Origin of the sequence: Corynebacterium kefirresidentii (assembly GCF_016599755.1) — a bacterium.
Lineage (GTDB): Bacteria > Actinomycetota > Actinomycetes > Mycobacteriales > Mycobacteriaceae > Corynebacterium > Corynebacterium kefirresidentii.
This window is the reverse complement of record NZ_CP067012.1, coordinates 1,680,173-1,694,876: the sequence shown is the minus strand read 5'-3', so window position 1 is coordinate 1,694,876 and position 14,704 is coordinate 1,680,173. Positions and strand designations below refer to the sequence as shown.

Sequence of the window (14,704 nt, the reverse complement as noted above, 5' to 3'; positions counted from 1 at the left end):
CTCCTCTGAAAGTTAGTACACGCTGTAACACGTACCCGGTGTCATTTCCCCGGCTTGGGCTTGGTCGCGAACATAGTCCATGACCTCGCGTGCGAGGTTCTTCTGTGGTTTTGCGGGAGGGCGTGGCATGGCCGGCTGGGTATACAGCGGGTGCGTCAATTTTTCGACGCGTTCCAGCGGCGGTGCTGAAGCCGCACACGGTGGAGGAAATCTGGGACGGTATCGACGTGGCCAAGGTGCGTGGGTGGAGCGTGGTCGGCCGCGGTGGTGGCACTTCGGTGGCCGGCAACGCTATTGGTGATGGGGTGGTTATCGATACCTCCCGCTACTTCAACCGAAGCCTCGAAATAGATGTCCAGGGCCGGACGGTCACCATCGAGCCTGGCGTCATCGCAGATGGCTTTTCCTGCCGCACTCAGATTGAGCAGGGAACAGGAAGCGATGCCAAGCATATCGCGGAATTAGTCCGCGGAATCTTGGATGACGCGACCTATTACGATTAAAGGATGGTGACGCACAGATGGTGTTCTCAAGCTAGTTCACCATCCAACGAAGATTATAAGTTTTTAATTAGAAACGAGGTGTTTCCGAGCCATAAGGTTCGTGCGGACGACGGCGCTTGAAACCGGTGCAGCGGACCCAAAGATGTTTCGGTGCGATACGCGAAGGGCGGAACCCGATTTCGCGAAAAGGCGTGTAAGCACGCTTAGATGAATGAGTCTCTTTCCTCGACGGTGAGAGAGATTGTCATTTAGGTGGCATATCTCAAATCACGGAAACCGCTAAGTTCTCCAACACTGCCAGCCACAAGAACACATTAAGTTTTCCCAGAAATACGATTGGAGTGACACAACCGACATTCGGATAAAACTATTCATCCTTCTGGTGGGATCCATCAGTGGAATTGAAAGCGTCGGAAGTTGAAGTATTAACGAGGTATTGATCTGTGGTTTGCAAAGATTGCGGGCTACTGATGGGGGTATTGCACAAGCGCTCGCGTGACAAAGCGCCAGGTCTTCGCTCTGTTGTCTGGATATGGGTGTAGATATTGAATCTAGATTGGTGGGAGAGGCCTTTGACTAGCTAAATTATTCATGTGAAAACTGTCGACGAGTACGCCGTCAAACAAATCCGCGGCCCTTATGTGAAGCTTCCGAAGCATCCGGATCACTGCGAGACAGTCGAGCAGCTTTTGGAATACGCCAAGAGGAGGAAAGCAGAGGGAGCAGTCCTCGGCGTCGATCTTTTTGCTGGCGCCGGAGGCTTGAGCCAAGGGCTAACTAACGCGGGCATAGAAGTTGTGCTCGGAGTCGATCACTACGACTACGCAGTCGAGACTCACGCTGCTAGATTCCCCGGAATTTCAGCAAGTTGGGATTTATCAACTCCTGAAAGCCTTGAACGAGTTGCTTCTTTGATGAAAGAAGCTGACATCGATGTCTTAGCGGGCGGACCGCCATGTCAGCCTTTTTCTAAAGCTGGGCGTAATGGCATTCGCTATCTTGTTGAGAAAGGTATGCGTGATCCTGACGATCAGCGTCGAAACCTTTGGCGTGCGTATTTGGAAGTAGCCCTCCTTGCTCGTCCGAAAGCTGTTGTCATGGAAAACGTTCCAGATATGGCTTTGGACGATGAAATGTTCATCATGCGAAGCATGATTGAGGAACTGGAACAAGCCGGTTACAGCGTTGAAAGCCGTGTTATTGATACATGGCGTTACGGGGTTCCTCAATTCCGCCAGCGCTATATTCTTGTAGCTCTTAGAGACAGCGTAAAATTCGATTGGCCAGAGGAAGTGACGAAAAAGGTTACTGTCTGGAATGCAATTGGCGATATGCCTGAAGTAGAAGGTGGTTGGCGTCCTGAGGGAGGCGCTGATGGATGGATTACATATTCAGGTCCGAAGACTGAGTTCCAGAAGTATATTCGCCGAGGTGTTTCGAACGCGGACGCTAGTAGGCTCTACGACCACATCACACGACCTGTGCGTGAGGATGACAAGCTCGCTTTTGAGATGATGACATCAGATACGAAGTACTCAGATCTTCCAGCTCATCTTCAGCGCTATCGATCAGACATCTTCAACGATAAGTACAAGCGGCTAGACGAAAATGATCTTTCAAGGACGATCACTGCGCATATCGCTAAAGATGGCTATGGGTTCATCCACCCACGCCAGTCTCGGACTTTAACCGTACGTGAGGCTGCGCGACTGCAGACCTTCCCAGACGACTTCCGCTTCAGCGGTCCACCGAGTGCTGCTTTCAAACAAATTGGTAACGCCGTCCCAGTTCGATTGGGCGAAAATATCGGAAAGTCTGTACTCGATTCTCTAGAGCGAAATACGAGTAAGCCCTATGACTCAATCGCGACCTCGGAAACCCTTTCTAAGTGGTACAACGAACAGTCCGAAGCTAACCTCGTGTGGCCGTGGATTCGAGAAGGAAATCGTTGGCACGTTCTGGTCTGTGAAATCTTCCTGGAACGAGCAACGCGCGGTCAAGTCCAAATGTTGTGGCCATTGATTCAAAATTTGGAAGGACCAACGCGGGAATCTGGCGTCCCAGAAAGTTCTTTTAGGACGGTCTTGGGTGTGTTCCAAGGCGAGCGTTTTGAGAAACGTCGTGAGAAGTTCTCACAAATCGTAGAGAAAATTAACGAAAAACCTGCAGAGTTTTGGAAGCCAAGCATCGATCCTGACGTATTTCCTGCGACTAATCCTGCGCTACGAAATATCCTTGAGCTTTCCTCGCCTGAAACCGGTGTGGAAGGTAAGAGCGAAGAACCGGTTATCGTCGCGAAGGGTATTTTGCGTGTTACGTCGCGTTTTCAGGGAACTGATACAGAGTCACGTAACAAACAATCCGATGGGCGAATCAGCATCGCAAGATTGCTTGGCCTAAATGAAAATTCTCGCAGTGCTCATTTGGCTCTGTTCGAATTAGGTAGAACCGTGTGCGTAAGCGAAGGTCCGCGGTGCAGCTCGTGTCCGTTGCAGCGGTGGTGCGAATACGCACACACTGCATCGGGCTCAGCTGACGTTCTCTTTTAATCGAAACCGAGGTGCTTCGCTAGTTCCGGCATTTCAGCCTTGAGGAGCTCAGAGATTGCTTCCAAAGCCTTGAAGTTACCGGTTCTAGCTGCCGCGGTTCGGAGAGCTAGGCCGATAGATTCACCGGATTCACTTCCACCAAAGTCAGGTTTGAATTCAGGCAGTTTTTCCTCGTCTACAAGTTTCCGCGCGTTCTCACGACGGTAAGCAGCGTCTGCTGCAATGCAAAGCTCATTGACTGGCCTTGCAAGCATTTTGCGTAACTGGCCTGGAAGATTCACCCGCATTTTGGCGACATTGATGTTGAATGCGTCGTCAAGGGTGGTGCCGAAATCGACAGATGCCCGAGCCAACTTGGTGTGCTCATCAATCGTGCGGATTTTGGACCATCCGCCCCATTGGACCAAGCGGTCAGCTCGATAGATATATAGACCTTGCTGTTTGTTCCATTTGTCAATACCGGAGGCAGCATCGAAAGCTTCGCGAGAACTAAATTCGCTTCGCTGGGGTAGAAGGAATCGCCTGACCGTGACGGTGCCTGTGATGTCACCGTGTTCGATTTCAAATTCGTCTGAATCGAGCTCCTGAGTGTGAGGCTCGGAGCGTGCAAAAGGATCCCAAGGATTCAGCGATTCTCCGTTAACTTGAATGTCCACCTTTGCGTAGGCTTCGCCGGAAAGGAATCGGTGGAAAACCATCGACAAGTAGGAAGAAAGTTTTGGAGCAAGGTTTTCGATACGGCGCCTTGCCCAACCACTGTCAGGAGACTTGGCTGGCAGCAGTCGGTCTAGTTTGTTCCAAATGACTAACGTTCCGCTTTCATCGAAGTGCTCCGCGGCGAGAGCAATTACTTCTTCCTCTTCACTGTGATCAAGTGTGACCCAGTCGTCGACTGTCTGGATGAAATCCAGATCAAGAATCCTTGCTTGGAGTGGAGCGGCGCTCGACTTACTGATGACTGAAAGACGCTTGCATTGCGAGAGCGATGCTGTCTTCAGGCCAAGGCCGTAACGGCCTAGTTCCTGGTCGGCATAGCTACGTCGGCTACCAAATCGCATAGCTTCGTCGATTGCTTGCGCAGTCATTCCATCACCGTCGTCTTTAATGATGACTGAGGAATCTTTGCCATCGAATTCGATATCGATTGCTATCTTTGTGGCGCCGGCAGCAATTGAGTTATCGACAATATCTGCAACTGCAGATTCAAAGCTGTATCCGATATCTCTCAGGGAGGTAGTCAATCGGCGTGCAGAGGGAGCGATAGAAATCTGATTCATTAGTCCTTTGTCCGCCTTTCGTTTTCGTATTCAACGCAGGAATTTTCGATCACTGGAATTAGTAACTCTCGCAGTTCGTCTTCCTTGTAAAAATCGAAGTCTATCAATGGCACTAGGCGCCGGACGTGTAGAGTGGCCAGACGCATGACCTCGGAGCGAGCAAGTTGCGTGTGGTGCTTGTAAACCTCATCGAAAGCCGAAATGATTGCGCGCGCAATAATCGGATTGGCAGACAAGCTCGGACGCTCCATGACGCCTACGGCTTCGTCTTCACCGATCTTTTCGTTAAGGGTTTTCCCTAGCGTGGCTTGTCGCCACCAGAGTTTACGGAAAACATTTCGATCACCGCCGAGCCATCGCTCGAAATCATACTTTGCATCGATATTTGGGTAGCGCCAAGCAGCGATGTCAGGGAGCAGCACTAGAGTTAGAAAGTTCCAGATCTCTCCGTTCGCTGCTTCGGCTGGAACCAGGTCAATACTGTTGTAGAGAATGTCAGCCGCTGGTTGGTCGAAGTTTCTTACCGCCTGACGCCCCAATTGCTCTGGAAAACCAAGTTCGTTTGCGAGCGCAACAATTTTCTTTCTTACCTCCGACAGCTCCGACTCTTCGACGAGCAGGGTCGCAAGTGGATCGTGATACTGCATTTCATGTCGCGTGGCGGCAAATTGCGTAAGTTCACTCGGGTCGCTAAAACGAGAGAAATCCCCGATTAACGAAATGGCGACCGAGTTGGTGAGTCGCGGGAAATACGTGATTGCCATTTATTTGGATTCCTTGAAAGTAAACGCTTGAACAGTCGCGAAAAGGGTGGATGGATCGTTGACGATGTCGGCGTATGGTTTCTCGGGGAATAGTGCTTGGGCGAGATTGAAAATACTTTCTGCTAGCGAGCCAGAAAACAGGCTATGGCTTTCTAAGTTTTCGATTTCGTCCAAGCTTGGAGCGCGTAGGAGAAGCTGCGTAACAATGTCGGTTTGGAGATAACGCTCCCACATCTGTTTTTCTTTGCCAGAACCCTTTTCAAGCATTCTGCGGCTAGTGGGGTGAGCTGTGTTGATGAGGATCCTCAGACCTGCTTGAACAGGCAGGAGAACGTCAGGAGAAACCTGTACTTTCCACATTGCCAGTTGCGGGCGAATTCCGGTTTCTTTGAAATCCAGGGGAGTGATGGACATTTGTGACCCATCGCCCTCTAACCGAATCCGAAGTGGATAGCTGGCCCATAGACGCGCCCCAGGACGCTCTGGCGGAATTAAGTCCTCGTAAGCTACGCCTGGAGTCTCGAGGTCTACGTTGATTGCAATCTGAAGCTCTCCGCCGAGCAACAAACTGTCCAGCTCAATGTGCAACGTATTCTTGCCATCATGAAGCGATTGGCGAGGGCTTGCACCGCGTTGCCTAGTCTTGTTGCAGGACCAAGAGATCAGCCCCGAATATTCCGGTAAGTCTTCATCGGCAGCGAAAGAAATGAACCCCGATTCCTTGGTAAACCGCTCGAAGTCGAAATCTAATTCTGCGAAGACTTCCACTTTGGATTCATAATTCCAAGTCGGGAGCTCTTCCGTTTTGCTGTCGAATGCTTCTCCGTCGATTACGACCTTGAAATCAATTATTTCGATGGAGTCTTGGGAAGGACGGTTGTAGCCAAAACTGACTGCGTTACTCATCTGAATTTTCTCCAATCACAGACGAATTAGGTTTTAGGTTGTACTCGAACTCAAATTGAAGTGAGACGGCGGTGTCGTTTGGTTGCCAAACGTCGACTAGTAACGAAGCCTCTGGCGATTCGTGCAGGATCGGTTCATCAGCGGAAGCTAATGCATTTGATGCTGTATTTTCTTCGTCTGCGGTAAAGGTGATCTTTTCAATCTTCGGAACAGGTACGCCTAGTTTCGACAACTGTTCGTAAAGGTCACCTTTATCGGAGTTTACTGCGGGTCGAATCGTCAATCCCGCGGGCAGTTTATTAGACGGAATTTGTACATCGACGCTGAACGTTGTGCGCTTTCCGCCTTCTGCCTTTCGAATGGAATCGATTTTAGAGTTTGCAGTCGCGCGCGAGGAGGATTTCTTGCGTTGAACAGTTTTCGGCTTTGGCTTGATATAGCGGTTGCTGGTACCGCCTTCTGCGTTAGAAATTAGCGTGCCTAGGGAACTAGACAGTTCCGCCGCCGAGCGGAAATGTTGGCTTCGAGTGGGACGGGCATTCTCAAGTCCGACTGATTGAAGCATTTCTCGCAGTCTCGTGAAGAAGACACTGACAGGGTTGTTTGTGCTTCCCCAAAACTCTTTTAGAAGCTCTACATCGTGGGCAATCGTCTCACGGTTCCACTGGTGGTGCGCAGCCGGCTCGCTTCGGGCAAATACGCGGTCAGCCTCGGGGTCTGCCAAAAAGACTCCACAATACGGTTTTCCGTTTGCAGCTTCTGGAGCTTGGTAATATTCGACGATCATTCGGGGATTTCGCAGCGTGGCAACGTGGTTGGAAATATCTTGCCCGATGACAGTTTGCTCAGAGGAGATTGCATCGTTCAAATTCACGATCGACAACGTGCCTAGATCCTTCTTAGGGCGCTTGCCGGAAATCGTCGTTAGACGACCAAAGTAGCTGTTATTCCAGACATTTGACGGCGGCTTTGGATTAGAAACTGCCTCTGAGTAGGCCATTACGAAAGGACGGAGGCCTTGATCCTTCTTTGGGTCGGGAATCTTCATTTGCTCACGCTTGTAGGAAACACTGAATTCGATCGGATCCATACCCGTGTCGATATCAATCATGTGTGGCCAAGCCCAACGAGTTAGGGAACTTGCGATTTGTTGAAGAACAATGCGGCCGCTGTCTAGGCCGGATTCAACCTGGTCTTCTTGGACAGAGAGATTAGGATTCAAAATCATGATTGAAGTACCGGTCTGCCGATCTTCAGTGAAGTAGCTGTCGAGCCCCAAAACTGCTGCAATTGCATCGGCAACTTGGCCTGTATAGGGTTCAGCAAACTCGGTGCGGTCCGTGCCGGTTTCCTCAACGGCGTGCTCTCCCCACCAGTGCCGGCCGGTGTAAGCGATATTGTCAGCTTGGAAATCATCGGCATTAGACATGGCGATGAGTCGATTAACACGCTGACCATTTTCATCGCTGGTTCGCGTGTAGATGACGATAGTCTTAACCTCGCTGGCGATGAAGAAGACGCCTTTGCCGAAGCCGTAAGTACCTCCGGCTACTTTCTTGGTGTCGCTTCGACCGATGTTCCTAACGAATGAGTTGAAATCGGTAGGTCCGTCTACCGCAGCTGTGGCAATACTCGGGCCGCGAAGCCCGTACGTTCCAGAATCGCTAACAGTCAGTGCGGACAGACCGCCAGACTCAAGCGCGGATTCAAGCTGCGGAATTCCGACAAAGTCGTTGCCAAAGACATCGTTCTTTAAACAATCGATTTGATGTTGGTTCAGCTCTACAAAGTCGATCGCGAAAGTGACGCCGTCATCGTGGGATGCACGATCGCGGGCATCCCAACTGTTTTGCAAAGTCTCGCGGGTGAACATGTCCCAAGCAGAGAGAGCCTGGCTTTTCATCGTTCGAGTCACCGAGTTTGCGTAGACATCGCCGGAAGGATCGAACGGCTTTTTGTGGTGAAAAGGCATGAGTTACTTAATGAAGGAGGGGATTGGTCGGTACCCAGGGATAGAACTTGGGCCGGCTAGGTCAATTTTGTATTGGAGGTCGGAGATTCGGTTCGCGGGGTCTTTGACCTCCACTCGTGGGAACTCCTCAGTGATTTCAAATTCATGGACGTCAACCGCGAAATAGCTATTGAAGGCTTTTGAATGTGCTTCATCGAAAACATCTATCCCGAGGAGATGCATCTTTTCAGTGAAGCTTTCAATATTGAAAGCAGGGTATGTTTGAAGCTCCTCAACGAGGGACGGAATCGATAGCGCTCCGTCAGGATGGCGATTGTATCGACGAAATACGAGGTATAGCGGTTTATTGTTAGGGGTTTCCAGCTGGTTTCTGCCGTGGATAGATAACAACATTCTGTCCGCAGATGCCGTTCCCTTGCACTCAATCGCGCAGTCGTTAAGCAGGAAGTCGTGACGCGTCTTTTCTGGGCCGTACCAAGATTCGACGGCATTGGGCACTTCATCACGAAGCAAACCGAGCAGCACTTCTAGTTCGCAGAGGAGCCCAACTTCAACCTGCGGATCGATAACGAACTGCTTATCGCTGGAGAAGAAGTGACGCCACTTCGCAAGAAAAGCCGACACGTCAGTGATTGATGCGTTTTCTTTCCCGTCGAGGAAACCTAGAAGCTCATCTACAAAGAAATAGAAGATGCTTCGTTGATTCAAATCTCGAAGAATCAGTCGTGCTTGGAAGTCGGTGTCGATTCCATTGTTGACGACCTTTCGACGAGTCAGATGAATTGCCTTGCTCTTCCTGTCATCGACGAAGGTGTCGAATTCCTCCTGGGAAGTAGGTATAATCAGGCCAATTTTTCCTGCGTAACCGGAAAAGCATTGAACGGCGCCGGCAGGAATTTCTACACCAGTACTTAGTGCCCATTCCTCGCCATTGTTGAGATTCTGATCCTTCGAAACCGCCTGAAATAGAAATTCTGATTTGCTCAAAACTGACATTTCTAGACCTCCTCACTTTCGATAGCCTGGAGAACTTCGCTTTCAGCTTCGGCGACTTGTTCCATGGTTTCGGCATCGAGGAAGTCTTGGGCGCTTACATATTCAGCGTCAGGATCTGGGTTGCTCGAAGTCGGGAAGAAGAGACCGATGCCGATCATTACGTCCTCAGCATTCAAATCCTTACGTCGATTTCTCGGAGTGATGAGTTTTCCAACGTTTTTGCCGGACTTGTGTACGAAGTCGGACGACTGACTTGTCTTTGAATCTGGATCGATGGCATAGATGCCTAAATGGGCGACGTCAGTGCCTACAGCTGCTTCGTACGCTTTCAGGAGTTTAGTTTCAGCCTTGGTCGACTGTGTTTCAAACTCGCCGATTAGTTCCTGCAACGCCGGCTTATCCAGATCGGCACTATTCAAGCGATCCAGCGAACCGACGAGGGTCTTAATGTTAGCGACATCTGGGCTTGCTGAAACCACCATCTGGGAACGATTAAGCAAGTTGAGTTCGCTGGTCAGTCCTAAATCGATGGATTTAAGACTGTCTGAGCCAGACCTACCGAAGAAGGAAATATCCCATGCTCGGATAGAGCCTGTTGAGTGTTCCTTCTTGATATATGCCTTGAGCAGCTCCGCATTGTTTCGTCCAAGAGTGGATTCCTCGTAGATGACATATTCGTCGAGGAATTTTTCAACGACGCTTGCAGGGACTTGTTTGAAGAACTTAGTACCGTTCTTCTTTTGATGCTCTTTTAGACCCTTGCCTTGAATGTCCTGGACCAAGGATTCCGTCGCTTGAATATTTTGGGATAACCAGTCTTTATTCTTGTGGCGGAAGAGAATCGTCTGGACTTTCTGGCCGGAATAACTGACTACTGCTGGGCGACTATTCTGCTGCTTTGCACGAGCCGTAACTTCCATCGACGGATGCGTGCGGATTCGCGCTTGGAATGTAAGCGGGGTTTCGCCGTCATCGGCGTAACGTGCTAGGTCTTTTCGCAAGTCCGCTTCCACCAAAGCAAGGTCATGGAACCAATTCTCGAGATCTTCGGTCATCCAAATTCGTGGAAGGTCACCGTATCCGTTTCTGAAACCGAACCAGCGTCCCATCTGAAGAAGGGTGTCGTAGGCAGTAGCGTTTCGAACGAAATAGCTGCAGACGAGGCCTTCTAGAGTCAGACCTCGGGACAAAGTATTGCCGCCGACTGCAATAACAGTCTTCGGCTTCCCGTCTTCGTATTGAAGTCGTTGCTCGGACACACCATTGTCCATTACTACTTCAATTGCTTTGAGGACGTCTGAAATATGTGGCTTGATTTCCTCAAATGTCAGAGTCTCGTATCCCAGTGCTTCTGCGGAAACTTGCTCGGTCTCGTAAACCCATTGTGCTTCGAGAAGCTTAAGCATCTCTGGGGCGTCCTGCTTGCGCGCGAGGAACTTCACTTGTTCTTGAACTAATTCGTGCAAGATCTCATGGGCAGCGGTGCGTACTGCAGTGTGAATCAGCATCGATGAATGCGCATCTTTTTGCCCACGCGCACGGCGAGCTGCAGTGGCGAGGATAAACCAGCGAATTGCTTCATCGAGGGACTTAGGAATTTCAGGCTCCCAGTTTTCGAAGCCTTTCTTTCCACTTGGAGGTCGTGTCGCGCCAATTTCATCTTCGTCGATCGTCCGCACCATAGACAGACCATCCAGCTCTTCGGCGTCTTCGCCATTTAGTGGCTCACGGCCAAAGATAGTCTCTGTGCCGAAATATCCTTCCGGTTTGGGGAGGACATGGATGAAGTCTTTTGGATAGAGATCTGTGGTGTCATTTGGATCGATAAGGATATTTGCAAAAGGAGTCGCTGTATACGCGACGTATGCCGTCTTAGGATTCCGCAGAAGCGTTTTGATCTGGGCGTTGATTTTTGAGGTTTCGGCTTTGGCTTTGGGGGATACATTGATAGAAGCCTGATCAGATTCGTCGTCGATGACGAGAATAGGAAGATCTTTAGTAGCAATTGTTGCGCCCTGGAGGAAATTGTTCAGAGCAGTAAGAATATGGCCGTTCTTCTTCACAACTGCGATATGTCGGTTCGCCGGAGCCCCAAGAAGGGTATCCGAATTCCGATTGTTCGCGTTGAACTGCGAAGCATTGAAGTCGCTATCGATATCGGTGAGTTTTACCCAGTTCGGTGTTTCATCGATGAGTTGTTCATTGATACGTTTCTGAGTCTGAATACGGAGATTATCCGTCATACCTGCCAGGACAATGATGAGCCTGTATCCGATATCTGCGGCTTTAGAAATCAAAGATATGAAGTTCGTAGTTTTACCGCTTTGAACGAAACCGAGTACTAGGCCACGGACATCGAATGCATCTTCAGCGGGCGGTCGAAGTGAGCAAAGCACTTTGCTCGACGCTTTGTCGACGTCGTCGAGCGCGCTGCCGAGTTTGGGTTGAAGCACTTCCTTTACATGAGGCCAATAAATGTGGTTGTCGTAGTCTGGGCCGTCATACCAATCACCGGAATCCACTTCATCCTGAATTAGGGAGTCGACAGCCTTAAACTTTGAGATTTGCCCGGCATTCTGGAGAAAGATGATTCGTGCTTCGTTGAGGAGGTCTTCTGGGGGCTTGACGAAAGGATTGTTGGAAATCCTTTCTACTGCCGCATCTACAGAAACTCCCGTACGGACGGCATTTCGAATTTCTTCTAAAAGCCATTCGATTTTGAGGTTACGGGTAGTAGTCGAATTATCAGTCATTTTTTCTCCAGGGAATTGGGGAGCAAATTTAGCAAACTTGGTTTAAGACTATTCAAGAATAGCGATGGTTTAAATTGCCCACCGGCAATTATTCAAAGTATTTTGTGGCCTTTCCTACATAATTATTTGCTAAATAAACACTGTTTGCCTGGGCGGCGTTGCCGAGAGCTGCTCTACCGCAGGCACGTCTGCCGGAGCCCACTCGAGCTCGAGGGCGTCAGCGATGTTGACCCAGCGGGTGGCGTCGTGGTCGGTGAGACTGAGGTCGTCGGCTAGCAGGGAGGCGGTGGTGGTGCAATAGAAGGTGGTGAGCTCAATGGTGGCGAAATCGTAATGGTGAACGGTTGTCGTTACCTTTTCGCCGACGGTGGCTGAAATGCCGAGTTCTTCCTTAAGTTCGCGCGCGAGTGCTTGCTCTGGTGTTTCGCCGGGTTCGATCTTGCCGCCGGGAAATTCCCACATGCCGGCAAGGGGAGTGCCGGGCTTCTTGCGGAAGGCTAAATGCTGTGTGCGATCTTCATCGACGAAAACGGCGCCGACGACGCGAATGGGTTTAGACATGACTCTATTGTGCCTTGGATCTCGAAAACGTCTAGACAGTGAGCTGTTACTTAGATAACATGTCCCCAATGTTCGCGTAAGGCTGTCACGCGGGCTTGATTTTTGTAGGCAAGCTTGAGGAGACGGTTTTACTGTGACTTCTACCGAATCGGTTTACTCCTCCATCCAGAGCCATGACGGGGAAATCCCGCAGCCTGGGGGACGGTGGAAACTCTTTTTATATAGCGCGATTGGCGCGTTCGTATTCTTCCTGCCGGTGACGTATCAGGATAAGCGCTCCATTCCTTTGGACCACATGGTCACCATGGTGCGTGAGGGGATTCCGCAGGCGGTGCCGTGGATTATCTTCGCCCTGGCCGTGTACGGAACGGTGCGCAGTTTTACTACCGGCGCGTTTAAAGAAAGCGTGCTTCAGGCAGTCTTCGCGGTGCTCAATATTGTGGGCGCGGTGGTGTCGTTCCTGATGGTCATCGACGCGCTGCCGTGGGTGCTCGGTGACGAGGACCTAGTGCCATTCTTGTGGAACTCCATTGCCACTCCGGTAGGCCTTATCGTGCCGATTGGCGGTGCTTTCCTCGCGTTTCTCATTGGCTTTGGTTTGCTGGAATTTGTTGGCGTGCTTATGCAGCCCATCATGCGGCCACTGTGGAAGACTCCGGGGCGCTCAGCAATTGACGCGGTGGCCTCGTTTGTAGGCTCGTATTCGCTCGGAATTTTGGTCACGGACCGCGTCTACCAAAAGGGCAGCTATACCGGCCGCGAGGCAGCGATTATTGCCACAGGCTTTTCGACGGTCTCTGCGGCCTTCATGGTCATCGTGGCCAAGCAGCTTGACCTGATGAAGGTCTGGGGCACCTACTTCATTGTCACGCTCATCGTGACCTTTGTGGTTACCGCCATTACCGTGCGGATTCCGCCGCTGCGGACGATTCCGGACGAGTATTTTGCGGATGCGCACCCAGATCCGGAAAAGCCGGTAGAAGGCTCGCGCATCAAAAACGCGTGGCGCGAGGCGATGCTGGCGCTACAACGCGCACCATCGTTGTGGGAGTCCATCTGGGAGAACTTGCGCGATGGCGTCCGCATGGCGGCGGCCATTGTGCCTTCCATTATGTCGGTGGGTCTCATTGGCCTGTTGCTGGCGCGCTTTACACCCATCTTTGAGTGGATTGGTTACCTGTTCTACCCATTCGCGTGGGTAGTGCAGCTGCCGGAGCCGGTACAAGCCGGCAAAGGTGCGGCCATGGGAATTGCAGAAATGTTCCTGCCCGCCACCGCAGTGGCAGGCAGCGACAGCATGGTGCTCAAGTTCGTCATCGGCGTGGTGGCAGTCTCTGCCATTATCTTCTTCTCCGCGCTGGTGCCCTGCATCCTGGCTACCAAGATTCCGGTGAAGCTGACCCACCTGGTCATCATTTGGTTTGAGCGCGTGGCGCTGACCATTCTTATCGCCACGCCGATTGCTCACCTGCTGTTTTGATTTAAGAGCTAGGCCTTGATGTGGGCCGTGACGATGTCATCGATAAGCCGCGCCGCCGCTTTGGCGGTGCGGTTATCTATGTCGAAGGTGGGGTTAAGCTCGACGACGTCCACCAAGGCTAGCTTGCCCGTCCGTGCAATAGCTATGGCCATGGCCCGGATGCGCTCATAGCTCACGCCCAGAGACGCCGGGGCGGATACGCCCGGCGCGGTGGATGCCGGCAGGACATCGAGGTCGATGGACAAGTGGACCTTGTCCTTGCCCTCGGTGGCGCGGGCGGCAAGCTCGCCGCACTCGGCTGGGGTGAGATTGACTAGTTCCTCGTCCAGGGTGATGGCGACGTTCAGGCTCTCTGCCTCGTCGAAAAGCACAGCGGTGTTATTGGGGCGGGAGATGCCCAGCACGGTGTAGTCGAAGTCATCGGTGAGCTCCGAAATCTGCTTGAACGGGGTGCCGGAGGTAGCTTGGTTCGCGCGGCGCAGATCGAAGTGAGCATCCAGGTTGATGATCTTGGTGGCGCCTACCGCGCGGTAGAGACCACGGTGGGAGCCAAAGGCAGTCTCGTGCCCGCCGCCCAGGATGATGGGGAGGGTGCCGGCCCCGACGAGTTCCTCCACTTTATCGGAAAGAGCATCGTGGGCGCCGTCGAGGTCGTCGGACTGGGTGGTGATCGTGCCGGCGTCGGCAAGCGCATGCTCATGGTGGACTGCCAAGGAACCTAGGGCAGCTCGCAGCGCGGCCGGGCCTGCGGCTGCACCTTGGCGGCCGCCATTGCGCAGCACGCCCTCATCGGAGGCAAAACCCAGAAGGGTTACGGGGGCGGGGGAGTCGGTGGATTGATTGATAACGCTATGCCAGCGCGCGTGCTCTGGTCCCGGGCCATCGGAGCGGCCGGACCATTCGGGGGCGGGGGTGAAAAGTTCAGCTTTTTCAGTGTTCATGG

General features: G+C 51.7%; 10 protein-coding genes and 1 pseudogene. 3 read left to right on the top strand and 8 right to left on the bottom strand.

Features of this window, described 5'->3' with window-relative positions; all coding sequences use genetic code 11:
* Nucleotides 1-89: 89 nt before the first annotated feature.
* Nucleotides 90-398 (top strand): annotated as a pseudogene (locus tag I6I12_RS08100) (FAD-binding oxidoreductase); the annotation flags it as partial.
* A 698-nt stretch (nt 399-1,096) separates the two neighbouring features.
* Nucleotides 1,097-3,052 carry a DNA cytosine methyltransferase gene (locus I6I12_RS08095; protein WP_023021816.1) on the top strand — a complete coding sequence of 652 codons (1,956 nt, stop codon included), beginning with the start codon at nt 1,097-1,099 and terminating at the stop codon, nt 3,050-3,052.
* Here the strand turns inward: I6I12_RS08095 and I6I12_RS08090 are convergent.
* The 7 genes from I6I12_RS08090 to I6I12_RS08060 form a co-directional block, all read right to left on the bottom strand.
* Nucleotides 3,049-4,329, bottom strand: coding sequence for an ATP-binding protein (locus I6I12_RS08090; protein ID WP_023021815.1), 1,281 nt, complete (start codon nt 4,327-4,329; stop codon nt 3,049-3,051). The genes I6I12_RS08095 and I6I12_RS08090 overlap by 4 nt on opposite strands.
* Complete coding sequence (locus tag I6I12_RS08085; RefSeq protein WP_023021814.1) at nt 4,329-5,093, bottom strand: DUF6339 family protein; 765 nt, start codon at nt 5,091-5,093, stop codon at nt 4,329-4,331. Before I6I12_RS08085 ends, I6I12_RS08090 begins: the two co-directional genes overlap by 1 nt.
* Nucleotides 5,094-5,999: a hypothetical protein gene (locus I6I12_RS08080; protein WP_023021813.1), complete on the bottom strand. Its 906-nt coding sequence runs from the start codon at nt 5,997-5,999 to the stop codon at nt 5,094-5,096.
* On the bottom strand, nt 5,992-7,971 hold the full coding sequence (locus tag I6I12_RS08075) for a hypothetical protein (RefSeq protein ID WP_023021812.1): 1,980 nt from the start codon (nt 7,969-7,971) through the stop codon (nt 5,992-5,994). The genes I6I12_RS08080 and I6I12_RS08075 overlap by 8 nt, the downstream gene beginning before the upstream one ends.
* A 3-nt stretch (nt 7,972-7,974) precedes the next feature.
* A complete protein-coding gene (locus I6I12_RS08070) occupies nt 7,975-8,967 on the bottom strand; it encodes a PD-(D/E)XK motif protein (RefSeq protein ID WP_023021811.1) in 993 nt (330 codons plus the stop codon).
* A 2-nt stretch (nt 8,968-8,969) separates the two neighbouring features.
* Complete coding sequence (locus I6I12_RS08065; protein ID WP_023027840.1) at nt 8,970-11,720, bottom strand: Z1 domain-containing protein; 2,751 nt, start codon at nt 11,718-11,720, stop codon at nt 8,970-8,972.
* A gap of 129 nt (nt 11,721-11,849) precedes the next feature.
* Nucleotides 11,850-12,281, bottom strand: coding sequence for a (deoxy)nucleoside triphosphate pyrophosphohydrolase (locus tag I6I12_RS08060; RefSeq protein WP_023021809.1), 432 nt, complete (start codon nt 12,279-12,281; stop codon nt 11,850-11,852).
* 133 nt (nt 12,282-12,414) lie between these two features.
* Here I6I12_RS08060 and I6I12_RS08055 point away from each other — a divergent pair, with 133 nt between their 5' ends.
* Nucleotides 12,415-13,761 (top strand): YjiH family protein, encoded by a 1,347-nt coding sequence (locus I6I12_RS08055; protein WP_200287737.1) that lies wholly within the window; start codon nt 12,415-12,417, stop codon nt 13,759-13,761.
* 8 nt (nt 13,762-13,769) lie between these two features.
* Here the strand turns inward: I6I12_RS08055 and hutG are convergent, their stop codons facing one another.
* Complete coding sequence (gene hutG / locus I6I12_RS08050; RefSeq protein WP_200287735.1) at nt 13,770-14,702, bottom strand: formimidoylglutamase; 933 nt, start codon at nt 14,700-14,702, stop codon at nt 13,770-13,772.
* Nucleotides 14,703-14,704 lie beyond the last annotated feature (2 nt).

Excerpts from the sequence above, each read along its gene's own strand:
- I6I12_RS08075 (WP_023021812.1), bottom strand. The coding sequence starts at position 7,971 with ATGCCTTTTCACCACAAAAAGCCGTTCGATCCTTCCGGCGATGTCTAC.
- I6I12_RS08085 (WP_023021814.1), bottom strand. The coding sequence starts at position 5,093 with ATGGCAATCACGTATTTCCCGCGACTCACCAACTCGGTCGCCATTTCG.
- hutG (WP_200287735.1), bottom strand. The coding sequence starts at position 14,702 with ATGAACACTGAAAAAGCTGAACTTTTCACCCCCGCCCCCGAATGGTCC.
- I6I12_RS08065 (WP_023027840.1), bottom strand. The coding sequence starts at position 11,720 with ATGACTGATAATTCGACTACTACCCGTAACCTCAAAATCGAATGGCTT.
- I6I12_RS08060 (WP_023021809.1), bottom strand. The coding sequence starts at position 12,281 with ATGTCTAAACCCATTCGCGTCGTCGGCGCCGTTTTCGTCGATGAAGAT.
- I6I12_RS08080 (WP_023021813.1), bottom strand. The coding sequence starts at position 5,999 with ATGAGTAACGCAGTCAGTTTTGGCTACAACCGTCCTTCCCAAGACTCC.
- I6I12_RS08090 (WP_023021815.1), bottom strand. The coding sequence starts at position 4,329 with ATGAATCAGATTTCTATCGCTCCCTCTGCACGCCGATTGACTACCTCC.
- I6I12_RS08070 (WP_023021811.1), bottom strand. The coding sequence starts at position 8,967 with ATGTCAGTTTTGAGCAAATCAGAATTTCTATTTCAGGCGGTTTCGAAG.